At 70.1% G+C, this 12,435-nt stretch carries 9 protein-coding genes; all 9 read right to left on the reverse strand.

The window, feature by feature from the left end:
- Positions 1–12: 12 nt before the first annotated feature.
- The 9 genes from tssA to AC3WQZ_RS15390 are packed head-to-tail and all read right to left on the reverse strand — an operon-like array spanning position 13 to position 12,424.
- A complete protein-coding gene (tssA, locus tag AC3WQZ_RS15350; RefSeq protein WP_011617855.1) occupies positions 13–1,098 on the reverse strand; it encodes a type VI secretion system protein TssA in 1,086 nt (361 codons plus the stop codon).
- The gene (locus AC3WQZ_RS15355; RefSeq protein WP_492300826.1) at positions 1,095–5,213 is read right to left on the reverse strand and encodes a type VI secretion protein IcmF/TssM N-terminal domain-containing protein; all 4,119 of its coding nucleotides are present in this window, start codon (positions 5,211–5,213) and stop codon (positions 1,095–1,097) included. The genes tssA and AC3WQZ_RS15355 overlap by 4 nt, the downstream gene beginning before the upstream one ends.
- Before the next feature lie 37 nt (positions 5,214–5,250).
- Entirely contained in the window at positions 5,251–6,003 is a 753-nt protein-coding gene (locus AC3WQZ_RS15360) for a DotU family type IV/VI secretion system protein (protein WP_010810719.1), read from the reverse strand.
- Positions 6,004–6,029: 26 nt separating this feature from the next.
- Complete coding sequence (gene tssK / locus AC3WQZ_RS15365; protein WP_492300827.1) at positions 6,030–7,358, reverse strand: type VI secretion system baseplate subunit TssK; 1,329 nt, start codon at positions 7,356–7,358, stop codon at positions 6,030–6,032.
- A gap of 45 nt (positions 7,359–7,403) precedes the next feature.
- Positions 7,404–7,907 carry a hypothetical protein gene (locus AC3WQZ_RS15370; RefSeq protein ID WP_492300828.1) on the reverse strand — a complete coding sequence of 168 codons (504 nt, stop codon included), beginning with the start codon at positions 7,905–7,907 and terminating at the stop codon, positions 7,404–7,406.
- A 29-nt stretch (positions 7,908–7,936) separates the two neighbouring features.
- Entirely contained in the window at positions 7,937–9,391 is a 1,455-nt protein-coding gene (locus AC3WQZ_RS15375) for a dicarboxylate/amino acid:cation symporter (protein ID WP_492300829.1), read from the reverse strand.
- Positions 9,388–10,089: a cysteate racemase gene (gene cuyB, locus AC3WQZ_RS15380; protein ID WP_058697379.1), complete on the reverse strand. Its 702-nt coding sequence runs from the start codon at positions 10,087–10,089 to the stop codon at positions 9,388–9,390. The genes AC3WQZ_RS15375 and cuyB overlap by 4 nt, the downstream gene beginning before the upstream one ends.
- Positions 10,090–10,121: 32 nt before the next feature.
- On the reverse strand, positions 10,122–11,402 hold the full coding sequence (locus AC3WQZ_RS15385) for a dicarboxylate/amino acid:cation symporter (protein ID WP_492300843.1): 1,281 nt from the start codon (positions 11,400–11,402) through the stop codon (positions 10,122–10,124).
- A 50-nt stretch (positions 11,403–11,452) separates the two neighbouring features.
- On the reverse strand, positions 11,453–12,424 hold the full coding sequence (locus tag AC3WQZ_RS15390) for a substrate-binding periplasmic protein (RefSeq protein WP_058697380.1): 972 nt from the start codon (positions 12,422–12,424) through the stop codon (positions 11,453–11,455).
- Between the last annotated feature and the right edge of the window lie 11 nt (positions 12,425–12,435).

A 12,435-nucleotide genomic window follows, 5' to 3' on the forward strand; every position in this document is an offset into this window, starting at 1 on the left:
ATGCCGTGCCAGCTAGTTGTCCAGCAGCGCCAGATACCGCCCGATATCCCCGTCCTCACGCAGGATGTCCTGCATCAGATCCGCCAGTGGCATCTGCCCCCAGCGCACCGCGCGCCGCAGCAGGTATGGCGTGGGGCTGTGCGGCTCATGGCGCGCCAGGTAGTCGGCCACATCCCGGATCAGCTGGTAGGCATGCGCACGGTCCTCGATGCGGCCGTGCGCCAGCATGGCGGTCTGCCCCGGCCCCGCGGCGGGCAAGACCGGCATCGGCTCGGGATCGTCCACGGGATCGTTGTTACCGGCCGGCCCCGTGGCGGCGGGTTCGCCACGGTGAGCGCTGCCTGCTTCGTCCCCGCGCAGCGCCGCCACCGCCCGCACCAGCCGCGCCAGCGTGTCGGTTACGCGCGCCAGGCTCGGCGCTTGCGCCCCCAGCAGCGCGTCGATGCGCCGGTCAAACCCAGCCCATTCGGCGCTGGCGCCGTGCAGGTCGCGCCACAACGCATCCAATCGGGCCCGGTCGGGCGCGTGATGCGCGCGCTGCAGCAGCGCCTCGCGGCCCAGGCTGTCGTAGTCATCGACCGGCGCCAGGCTGCGTTCCCACAGGTCCAGCGTGATGTGCAGGGGTTTCTCGTCGGCCAGCGACAACAGCGGGACATGCAGCGCCAGCACCGCTGGCAAGGTCTCGTTGAGCCATGCGATCGGGGCGCAGCGTGCCTCCGCATCGCCGGCTTCCATGCGCGGCCAGGCGCTTTCCCAATACGCGTCCGCCAACGCCCCCAGCAAGCGCACCCCGGCGCAAAAGCCGGCCGCGCCGTGCAGATGGATCCACGCCTCGCACAGCCATGCCGCCAGCTGGAAGTCCTTGCTGCGCGTGGCCAGCGCCTCGCTGGCGAGCGCGGCCACGCGTTTCCAGTCAGCCTTGACCAGCGGGCGCTCCCATTCCCGCATCGGCAAGGACTCGTCGTCGTGCTGGCGCGCTTCGGCGATGGCGCGATAGACCGCGTCGTAGCGCAGCGAAGCGCCCGCGGGATCGTCGCCCGGTACCGGCGCAAGCAGTGCCTGCGCGTCCGGGATGCGGTCTTGCGTTGGCGTCGTCATAGGTTGGTCCATTCAGGAGCCCGGGTGGGAAAGCTTTGCGGCCACGGCAGCGGCATCTTCCTGCCCGCGGCCGTCAGCACCAGACGCAGGAACACACGGCCGCGCACCGGCCTGGGCGCCGCCGTGAAATCCGGCGCGGCGCTGCCCAGCGGAAAGTCGAAGCGCAGCAGTTGCGCCGTGCTGTCGGCGCGCCCGCCCGGATCCGCGATGCGATGGCGCGCAATGAACGACAGCAGCGACCACGGGTCGGCAAAGCGCCAGGTCATGGTCTTGCCGTCGGCGGCCAGCGCGCGCTGTTCGGCGTCAGGCAACGCGACCATCGGTGAGTCCTTGGCAAAGCGCAGCGTCAGCGTCACCGGACTGCCGTAGTCCCAGTGCAGCGAGCGCGGCGCATCGCGCATCGACAGGCTCTGCGCGCCGATCGTCAGGGTCCAGTCGATGATCTGGTTGCCGGCCAGTTCCGCGCCGCGGTTGACGCGGAACTCCGCGCTCACGTCATAGCCCGCGGGCGCGCCCTCCTCGACCGGATACAGTGGCGCGAGCAGGGTCCTGACCTGGTCGAAGCTGTCGATGAACTGGTGCACCGGCACGCCGGACGCGATATTCCTGAGCGGCCCGTCGCCACGCGCGGCCCGGTACGTCGCCGAGAGTGGTTCATAGCGCTTGAGCACCCGGCCAAGCTCGGCATAGTCCGCCGTGCGCACCTCGCCGGCGTTGGCGGCGCCGCCAAACGGCGCGCGCCCGGCCAGCCGTTCATTGAACGTGGCCGAGAACCCGTCCCACTGCCGCTGCAGGTCGGCAAAATAGCCTTGCGCACAGCGCGCGAGCAGGCCGTCGTACAGGCGCACGTGCAGCGCGGCAAAGTAGTCATCCCCGCCGGCAGGCCGCGCCGCAAAGCGCGCCAGGCACACGCCCTGGCCGGACTCGGCCGCCGCGGCCTGCACGAACTGCTCCAGCATCAGCAGCCGGCTGTTCGGGTTCTTGAGCCGATAGCGTTCCAGATCGCGGTTCAGCGCCTGCCAGCGCAATGCCAGGCCGGAGCCGGCGTCGGCGGGCGAGAGCGCGGCAAGATACACCGCGGCCTCGCGGCCCAGGGCCTGCGCACGCGCCGACTGCTGGTCCAGGTACGGCCCCAGCGCCGCCGCGTCGTTCAGCCCGAACGCCGTCAGCAGCGGCGAGCGCGGCGCACGGGCCCCGTCGCCGGCGCTGCCCTGCCGGATCGCGTACAGCTCGGACTGTTGCAGCAGCTCGTCCACCGCGCGCAGCCGTGCCAGCGCATCGCGCGAAACCAGCGCATCGAGGTCATCCACGCGCGACATGGCATGCATCTCGCCCAGCATGGTCTTGATGCGCGCGATTCGGCCCAGTGCAGCCTCGAAGCCGGCGCTGCCGCCATCGGCCTGCAGCGGCGCCATGATTGCCGCGGTCGCGACCTGGTCGGTCACCAGCCGCGCAAACTGCTGGTCCACGCTTTGCGCAATCGCATCGCGCCAGGGGCCTGGCAGGCCCGTCAGCCCCTCGTCAAGAAAGCGCTTGCGCATGTCGCCCAGGGCGATGGCCTGGTCAAGCTGCTGGCGATCCCACAGCACCGCCGACCCGGCCGGCACCGACGGCAGCGCCAGGTCGCGCGGCGGCGCCATGAACGGCTGGTTCAGCAGGGCGGCGAGCCGGTCGCGCAAGGCCAGCCGCTCGGGCGTGACCACGAAGCGGCCGTCCTTGTCCTGCCACGCGATCCCGCTGTCGGGTCCGCTGAAGCGCTGCGCCAGCTCGCCGGTGAAGGCCTGGAAGCCGCTTTCAGCGCGTGCGCGCGCGGCTGCCACCAGGTCTTCGCCGAGCAGCCGGTTCTGCGCGGCCTGCGCCAGCGTGCGCGCGTAGACGGTGCCCGCGGCGAACTGGGGCTGCCTGATCCAGCCGCCCTTGCCGGACGCCAGCAGTTCCTGCTGCGTGCCGATCGCCGCGACAATGCCGCGGTAGTCGGCCAGGACCCGGTTGACGCCACTGCCGGCATTGGCCCCGCCGGCCAGTTCATCGAGGCTGGACCTGACGGCGCGCTCGGCCACCAGCAGCGGGTTGTTGTTGAAAAGCCGCTCGTCGAGCTGGCGCGCACCCTTGTCGAAGGTGCAGCGCAAGGGCGGCACCAGCGCGGTCAGTGCCCTGCCGCCGGTTGCCAGGCTTGCGGCACCACGCCCCTTGCCAGGGTCGCGCTGGAAATACGGCAGGCTGCCCGAGACCTCGCCCTGCAACTCCGCCCCCAGCGCATAGCGCACCACCAGCCGCAGCGCATCGGCGTTGGCAGGCTGCGGCGTTTCCAGCCGGTGCAGCGCTTGCAGCGCAGCGTCGAACTGGTCGACCGCGGCAACGTACTGCTGCAGCGCGCGCATCTCCGGCATGTCTTCCAGCGCCAGGCTGCGTGGCGGCAGGGCCTCGCCCCGTGCGCCCGGCGGCGCCAGGCAGCTGTCGCCGATGATCAACTGGCCGGTGCTCGGGTCGCGCCCCACGCCTGTCAGCGCGTCGACGCGTGCCAGCAGTTCGCGATCGATGGTGTCGAGCGCGATCTCGCCGAAGGCGCGCTGGAAGCGATCGTGCACGCGCCCGTCCAGGTCGTCGATAAAGGCCCACGAGCCCGGCATGAACCAGGACGAGACCGACTGCGCGCTCAGGCGCTGGTTCATCGCGATCAGCCCCAGCGCCTGGCGCCGGTACCAGTCCGGCGGCAGGTCCTGGCCGCGCTGCGCGGCCAGCGCGCGCTGCTGCGCGCCGGCACGCAGTTCGCCAAGCGCGGCCAGCAGTTCGGCATGGCGATGTCCCATCTGCCATGCCGCGACCAGCAGTCCCCCGGCCCACGCGCACAGCACGGCCATGCCGCCCCAGCGCAGCGCTCGGTGCACCAGCGGCCGCGCCAGCTGCTGCGAGCGCGATGGCCGCGTCAGCCCGTACTCCAGGAAGATCTTCTTCTCGAACAGGTCGCGCAGGAACGCCGGTTGCCGCATCAGCTCGTTGAGCAGGTCGGCGGACGAGCTGGCGCTGGCTGCCGGCGCCAGCTCCGGCGCGTGCGCATCCTCTGGCGCCAGTGCGTCAGGCTGCGCCGCACGCAGGCGCGGCGCGGCGAAGGCCGGTGCATGCGCCGCCAGCTCGCCGCTGTCGCCGGTCAGGTAGACGCCGCGCAGATAGAAGGGCTCGTGATAGGCGCTGGGCCGCAGCAGTTCGTCGACATAGCGCGTGAGCTGCCCGCGCATGGCTTCGATGCGCGCCGGCAGCAGCAGCGACTGGCAGGCATCCACCTCCTGCGCCCCTATCGCCAGCAGCTCGGCCACACCGTCCGACACCGCGCGCACCACGCCCGACATGGCCGCATCGATCCAGCCCGACTGGTAGGTGGCCGACAGGTCGTACGGCGAGGACCAGCCCAGCATGCCGGCGCGCATCGGCTCTGGCAGCGCGCGCGCAAAGTGCGCGAAGCCCGGCAGCGACTCACAGCCCGTCACCACCACATAGACCGCGAAACGCACCGCAAAGCGGTTCTGCGCCAGCCATAGCCGCCGGTGGGCCAGCTTGGCCCGGCGCACCAGCTCAAGCTGTGCGTCGGTGTCGTCGGCCAGCAGCATCGCCGCCGGCACCGTCACCACCACGCTGTCGAAGGGCCGTTGCGGGCGATAGCCGCGGCACAGGCCGAGGAACTCGTCCCAGGGCTTTTCATCGGTATCGTCGTCAGGCGAGCCCAGATAGGCCGCATTGATGTCGATGACCACGCCGCGGTCAAAGAAGTGCCATGAAATACCCTGCGTGGCGGCCGCATTGGCAGCGTCGGAGCTCAACACGCTGGCCACGCCGGACTGAGCGATCGGCAGCGGCCGCGCATCCTCGCCCTCATTCAGGACCAGGATCCACGGAATGTTGTAGCGCTCGGCGCGCGAGGCGATATTGCCCTCGACCAGCTCGATCGCCTGGCGGAATGCGGTGCGCAGCGAATCGGTGCGCAGGCGCACGATCTTGCGCTCGGCCGCCGGCTTGGCGCGGGCCCGCTGCGCAGCGAAATACAGCACCGCGCCGAGCACGGCCAGCGCCACCAGCGTCAGCACGCCGATCGAAATCAGAAACAGGTTGCTGGTCAGCATGCGCCTGCCCCCCGGGCGCGGATGGGCTGCCGGCGCGTCATGGCGTGCCTCCGGCCACGGTGTCGGCCCGCAGCGCTTCGCGCACCGGCCAGGATTGCCACAGCCACGTCACCTCGGACAGCGCCAGCAGGGTGGCCAGGCCCAGCAGGAACACCACGGTCCAGCGCGTCAGCGTGGGCAGCTTGCGCGGCGCGATATGCGAGAGCGTGTGGGCGTACGCGGATTCGCTGAGCACGCGCTCGCGTCCGCCCAGGTCTGGCCGGCGTTGGTAGATGAACTCATACAGTTCCTCGCGCAGACTGCGCAGCCGCGCTTCGGCATCGGCGCCGCGAAAGCGCCCCTGGAAACCAAGCCCGAGCGTGAACAGGTACAGCCGTGCCAGGTTGCGGCGCGACGGCTCGCGGTCCAGCAGCAGCTGCTCGATACGGCGAAACACCTGGTCGCCTGCCACGTTGGTGCGAAACAGCGTCGATTCGAGCAGATGCCCATGCCACGCGGCGCGGCCGGCCCAATCGGCGTTCAGCAGGATTTCATCGGCGAGCACCGCCTTCAGGTAGCGGGCATCGGCCACGTCCTCCATCTCGAAGCGCGAGCTATCGCGCCGCGATTGCAGGGTCTGCACTTCCAGCAGGTTCAGCAGCTGGCGGTTCATGCCTTGCGCGGCAGCTTCGCCGCTGAGGTCCGGTTGTTCGGAGAACCGCTCCTGCAGCTTGACGAGTTCATCCAGGAACGCCCGGAACTGCCCGGTGGCAAGATCGTCTTCCTCGGTTTCCGGTCGGTAGCGCGCCATAGTCTGTTTGCCTTGATAGTCTGCCGTCAGCCCTTGACGAACAGCAGCATTTCCTGCGGCCGCTGCACGCTGGCGCCTTCATTGGGATTGCCGATCACCATCGCCTCGTTGGCATGGATCAGCGCGGGATCGGCTTCGATCTCGAACAACAGGTAACCCGAGCCGGAACGCACCCCAAGGTCCTCGGCATGCTCGACCACACGGCGCACCGCGCCCAGCACGCGCCGCGTGCGCAGCGACGGGTAGACCGACTGCGAGCCCACCACAGCGCCCGACATCCAGGCCAGCAGGTCGCGCTCTGACTGCCCGCGCAGGCCCACCACCAGGCGCTCGCCGATCCAGTCCGGCTGCAGCACGATGTCGAACGCGCCGTGGCGGAACTCGAACTTGTGCTCGCGGTACTCTTCGCTGACCTCGGCCAGGGTCTCGCGCAGCGCGCGCAGCAGCGGCGTGAACACGGCCATGGGGTCGGCGTGTTCATAGTCGTCAGGCACCGGCGGCAGGCCGCCCGGCTTGAGCAGGCTGAGCGACCCCAGCACCGAGGCCAGCGCCAGGTAGAGTGCAAGCGGGTGCAGATGCGGCGTGCGCAACACCGCCTCCAGCAGCGGCAGCGCGGTCACCAGGCTGCGCAAGCGGTCCTTCAGTTCCAGCTGGGCCAGGCGGTCGTCCGCCCGGGATGACGGGATCGCGGTCTGCCTGGCCACGAACGCGGCCTTGCCGCGCAGCTGGGCCACCAGCGACGCCACCGCCGTCCACAGCGCGCTGCCGCGTGCCACCTCCAGCAACGGCGGCAGGCGGTCGCCGAGCCGCACGATCTCGTTGTCCTTGTAGACCGCGCCCAGGCACAGCGACACATGGAGCGGCGACGGCCTGGCGCCGGCATCGAGTGCCAGGCTTGGCAGCAGGCGCGGAATGTCGGCGGGCGGCGCTTCGGACACCTCATCCTCCACCGGGGCGCCCGCCACCGAGCGGAACCGCCGCACCTGCCCGTCCTTGCGGTTTGCGGCCGCCACCGGCAGGGTCAGGTAAAGCGCCAGCATGCCGCCGGCAAGCGCGTCGGCAAACGGCTCGAGCGCCAGCTCCAGCGGCGGCTGGCGGGCATCGTCGCGCGCGTAGGACACGGCAGTGCCGTCCGGCATGATGGCTTCGAGCTGCAGCACGCGCACCACGCCCGCCGGCAGCAGCCCGGCGTCGAACTCCAGCCGGCGCACGCCCCAGCCAAACGGTGCGGCCGCCAGTGTCTGCCACGCCACCAGCGAATCGAGCCGCCCGGCCAGCAGCTGGAGATGCTGGGGCGCCAGCAGCATGCCCTCATGCCATTCAACCCGATCGACCGGCAGCGCGCGCTCAGACATGGGGGGCTCCCGGGCCGTACGCGGCCGTGGCAGGAAAAACCAGGTTCATTTGGTCACAAGCACGGTAAAGGCGGCGCTGTCGAGCTGCACGGCAAGCGTGCCGTTGAATTGCTCGACGCGGGCGCGATGCGCGCCCGGCGCCTGGTAGTTGGCAAACACATAGGCCGCGGCGACGCGCGGCCCCTCCAGGTCTTCGGCCGGCACGTCCAGCCGCTGGCCGGGCACCAGTTCCCAGCTGCGATAACGCAGCCCGCTCGGATAGGTGCTGCCCAGGTCGCTGCGCCCGGCAAACCACTTGGCCGCGGGCAGGTCCGCCAGCCGGGCCTGCAGGGCCTCGTCGCTGACCAGCACCACGTCGACGGCCACCGGGCTGTTGCCGTTGGCATCCGCCGCCGCCGTCAGCGTGACTTGCTTCCATTTGACCTTGTCCCCCCTGAAGCCCAGCCATGAAGAGGCCGCGCAGCCCCCGAGCAGGCCAGCGAGCGCAGCCGCCGCCAGCAGCGTGCCGGCGCGGCGCAGGGATAAGAGATGCACGGGCGTCGTCATCATCAGACTCCTTCGTGGTTGCGGATGCGGCATCATTTCGCACCCACCCCGATGCCCATCAGCACGATCAGCAGACCGGCCAGCAGCGCGCAGGCGCTGGCCAGCGCCAGTTGCGCGCGCGTCAGCACCAGCCGCACCGCCGCGGCCTGTGCGGCGGGCAGCCGTGGGCCCGGCACGTGCGTGCGCCCATCCGCGCCCTCCATCCGCTGCGCCGCGACGCGCTCCATCGGCAGGCCCACCGACACCAGCGCAATCACCGCGCAGGTGCAGACCAGGCTCAAGGCATTGCGCGGCCCATCGCAGATCGGGTCGATCGCCAGCAGCAGCACCGCGGCTGCCTCAGCCGGCAACTGCAGCACCGACAGCGCAACGCCCGCATAGGCGATCGTTCCCAGGCCGCCCTGCCCCGCCGAGAGCCAGGCCGCGATGGTGGCGGCCATCGCGATCCATGCCACGTCGCCGGCGCCCACGGGGCGCCCGTACAGGTTGGCGACGAACACCGTGGCCAGCGCGAAGTACAGCGCCGAGCCCCCGCGCACGAACACCGCGCCCAGGGGCACCACCAGCTCCACCAGCCCGCGCGGAAAACCCAGCCGCGCGCTCATGGCCTCGATTGTGTGCGGGATCGGCGCGGTGGCGCTGCCTGAGGCCAGGCCGACCAGCATGGAGCCATTCAGCTCGGTCACCACCTGCGAGAACGGCAGCCGCGCGCAGGCGGCAATCGCGGCCGCGGCCACGCCGCTGAGCAGCAGGCAGAGCATCAGGAACGTGACCAGCACCCCGGCCATCGCGCCCATGGTGGCGCGGTCGGCATGCATCGACAGATGGGCCGCAAGCCCGAATGCCAGCACCGGGATCAGCAAGTTGGCGTGGGCGATGATCTGCTCGAAGGTGCGGTAGATCCCTTCGAACACATTGCTCAGCATGCCGGTCTGCTCGCGCGACAGCGCCGCGAAGGCAAGCCCGAACAGCAGCGCGCCGGTGAGCACGCCCAGCGTCTGGCCATGCGCCAGTGCGCGGTAGAAGTTGTCGGGAATGATGTTCCCGAGCGCGTGCGGCAGCTTGTCCGTATTGGCCTCTGCCTTGCCATGCAGGTCCACGCGCACCTCGCCGCCATCGGCCACGCCGCTGAGGATCAGCGCGCCAAGCTTTTCGCTGGCCTGTGCAGGGAGTTCCGCGCCCGGCGCGGTCAGCAGCCCCGCCAGCGCGCCGGCCAGCGCGCACACCCCCACCACCCCGGCAGCCGTGCCGAAGATGGCGCCGAAACGCGCCCCGGCGCGCGGCAGCGCCAGCACCTGGCGCAGGCCGAAGAAGGTGGCCACCACCAGCAGCGGCACCGCGGCCATGTTCACCACCGACAGGTAGAGCTGTCCGACCAGCCAGGCGAAGCGGCCCAGCGGCCCGGCCACGGTGCCGGCGAGCGCGCCCGCCACCAGGCACAAGAGCAGCCCGGGCACGCTGTGCGAGAGCCAGTTCAGGGCTTTCATGCGGCCTTGTTCCAGCCGCGCGCCAGCGCGAACGCCACCGTCGCCCGTGCCAGCTCGTTGGTGCTGTCGACCAGCATGAGCGGCGGCGCGGCCAGGCCGCGCGCCGCCACCGGGATTTCCGTGCAGCCCATGATCGCGGCGCCGACGCCGAGCGCCGCGATCCGCGCCAGCGCGCTGCCAAGCGCCTCGCCGGCCTGGTCCAGGGCGCCGGCCTTGACCGCCCGGATGCAGGCATCGACCTGCAGCTGCACCGGCTCCGGCGGCACCACCGCCGCGATCCCGCGCGCGTCGAGCGCTGCCTGGTAGATGCCGGAGGCCAGCGCACCGCGCGTGGCCAGGATGGCCACGCTGCCGGTATCGGCAGGCAGGGCCGCCACGCAGGTCCGCGCGATATGCAGGATCGGCGCCGCGCTGTGCGCGCTCAGTTGCGCATACCAGTGGTGCGAGGTATTGCACGGGATCACCACCAGCCCCACCTGGTTGCGGTTGAGCAGCTCGATGCCGCGCAGCAGGTAGGGCAGCGGCAAGGCATCGCCAGCCAGGATCGAGCGCGAGCGGTCAGGAGTCTGCGGCAGGTGCGCCACCACCATCGGCAGGTGGTCCTGGTCACGCACGGCATCGGTAAGCCGAACCACGCGATCGAGAAAATCCACTGTCGCCAGCGGCCCCATGCCGCCCAGCACCCCGATCATGGTCATGCCAGTACTTCCGTTGTCCATATGAACCGACCCTAAAGCTTCAGCGGCCGCGGACAGATCACCGACACCGCCGCGGTATTGCCGACCACCAGGATCAGCGTGCGCAGCATGTCGCAGACCGGGTCGACGGCAAGGAAGAGAATGAATGCGGCCTCGAATGGCAGGCCAAGATAGGCACAGGTCATGCCGACCAGTGAAACGATCACCAGGCCCGTCATGCCGGCCGAAGCAAAGCCCGCCAGCACCGAGGCCAGCAGCACCGTGGCGATATCGACCAGGCCCAGCGGGTGGCCGTAGAGCTGCGCGATGAACAGCGTGGCGCAGACGTAATAGACCATCGGCCCCACGCGCAGCAGCGAGATCGCCAGCGGCACCAGCAGTTCCACGCGCACCCGGGCAAAGCCGAGCCGGTCGACCAGGCACTCGATCATGCTGGGCATGCAGGCTGCACTGTTGCGCGTGGCCAGGGCCAGCGCAAACGGCGAGCGCAGCGCGTCCAGCGTGGCGCCCAGGCTCTGGTTGGAGCGCTTCCAGATGATCCCGACCGCCAGCGCCAGCAGCAGCAGCGACGCAATCAGGAACGCCAGCACGAACTGCATCATTGCCTGCAGCGGTTCCAGGCCGGACTTGCCCAGCTGCGCCGCGCTCATGCAGAACAGGATCACGGGCAGCGGATAGCTGAGCCAGTGCATCAGCTTCTGGCAGGCGTGGTAGACCGTTTCCAGCGACAGGCTCAGCCCGATGGAAATGCGCTCGGGCACGCGCCCCACGGCCAGGCCGAACATCAGCGCGAACACCAGGGCCTTGAGGGCGTCGCCGTTGGCGAGCGCGGCAAAGATATTGGTCGGGATCAGGCTGGTCAGGACTTCGGACAGGCTCAGCGACTTCTCCTGGATATCCTCGCCGTAGAGGTTCATCACCGTATCGCTGGACCTGGCATCGCTGCCCACCATCGCGCCGAAGGTCTCCATGGTGGCGCTCGACAGGTTGCTGCCCGGGCGCATCACGATCAGCACCAGTGCCGACACCAGCGCCACCAACAGCGACGCGCCGACAAACACCGTCACCACGCGGATCATCAGCCGCGAGGCCCCACCATCGCGGAACAGCCGCTGCAGGCTGAAGATCACCGCCGACACCATGAACGGCAGCGTGGTCATCTTGAGCAGGTCCACGTAGACATCGCCCACCACGCCCAGGTGCCGGGCCAGCGCGGGCCAGAGCAGCCCGGTGGCGCCGCCCAGCGCCAGGCTGCCGATCACCACCCACGGATTGAGGGCAATGGCGTAGAGCTTGCCGGCATCCAGCTTCATGGACGCGGCGCGCTGTGCCTGGGCCGCGCCCGGCTTCATGGCGGGCGCGCTCATCGCGTGGCCGCCTGCAGCACGTCCGCCACCTCGAGCCGCTTGGGCCGCTCGGCGAGGAACTGGTTGACAAAGCCCAGCAGCGCCGGCGCCGACACATTGACGGCGATGCCCAGCGTGTCCTCAAGATCCTGCAGCGTCACCACGCGCAGGCGCAGCGCAGCGGTCGGATCCGCCTTGAGCACGCGCTTGACCTCGAACTCGTCGCGGTACACCGCGGCGACGCGGCCGTCGTTCAGCGCCTTCAGGGCTTCATCCCAGGTTGGATAAGCCGTGACGTAGGCCTTGGGGAAATTGTTCACCACATACTCCGAGTACGACGAATTTCCGACCACGCCAATCGAGCTGTCATAGGCGCGGATCACCTCCGGCACCGGCCGGCCGCGTGCCATCTGAGCGAACTTGACGCGATTGAGCAGCAGCGCGCGGTTCAGCCGCAGGTAAGGTGTGCTGAAGCTGATGATCTGCATGCGCGGCAGCGTGCGCGACAGCTTGCTGATGGCCACGTCGGCCTTTCCCTGCGCCAGCAGCTTGACCACCCCGTCGAAGGTGGTGGCGTCGCGGTTGAAGCGCACCCGCACGTTGAGCTTGCGCGCAAGCTCGCGCGCGAGGTCGATATCGAGCCCGCTCAGCTCGCCGTTGCGCTCCTGGAAGAACGGGGGCTGGTCCACCTTCAGCACCGCGACCACCAGTTCCCCGCGGCTGGCGATGCGGGCGAACTCCGGCGCCATCAGGCGTCCGTCAGGCATCAACACCAGTCCGTTCGGTGTGGAGACTGGCGCAGGGGCGCCTTCCGGCAACCCGCCCTGCGCGGCAAACGATGCCGCCGGGTGGGCCGGTGCCGGCGTGTAGGTGGCCTGCGCATGGCCAGCGGCCGGCAGGGCAAGCGCGGCGCCCGCGAGGGCGCGCGCCAGCCAGCGCCACGCGCGTGTTGCCGCGCGGCGGGAATCAGGGACGGGAGTCAGCGACATGGCGTCAAACG

The sequence above is a fragment of the Cupriavidus sp. FW305-26 genome (assembly GCF_058787975.1).

Bases quoted from the DNA above. Each gene is read 5' to 3' on its own strand.
- tssA (WP_011617855.1), bottom strand. From the start codon at position 1,098: ATGACGACGCCAACGCAAGACCGCATCCCGGACGCGCAGGCACTGCTT.
- AC3WQZ_RS15355 (WP_492300826.1), bottom strand. From the start codon at position 5,213: ATGCTGACCAGCAACCTGTTTCTGATTTCGATCGGCGTGCTGACGCTG.
- AC3WQZ_RS15360 (WP_010810719.1), bottom strand. From the start codon at position 6,003: ATGGCGCGCTACCGACCGGAAACCGAGGAAGACGATCTTGCCACCGGG.
- tssK (WP_492300827.1), bottom strand. From the start codon at position 7,358: ATGTCTGAGCGCGCGCTGCCGGTCGATCGGGTTGAATGGCATGAGGGC.
- AC3WQZ_RS15370 (WP_492300828.1), bottom strand. From the start codon at position 7,907: ATGATGACGACGCCCGTGCATCTCTTATCCCTGCGCCGCGCCGGCACG.
- AC3WQZ_RS15375 (WP_492300829.1), bottom strand. From the start codon at position 9,391: ATGAAAGCCCTGAACTGGCTCTCGCACAGCGTGCCCGGGCTGCTCTTG.
- cuyB (WP_058697379.1), bottom strand. From the start codon at position 10,089: ATGACCATGATCGGGGTGCTGGGCGGCATGGGGCCGCTGGCGACAGTG.
- AC3WQZ_RS15385 (WP_492300843.1), bottom strand. From the start codon at position 11,402: ATGAAGCTGGATGCCGGCAAGCTCTACGCCATTGCCCTCAATCCGTGG.
- AC3WQZ_RS15390 (WP_058697380.1), bottom strand. From the start codon at position 12,424: ATGTCGCTGACTCCCGTCCCTGATTCCCGCCGCGCGGCAACACGCGCG.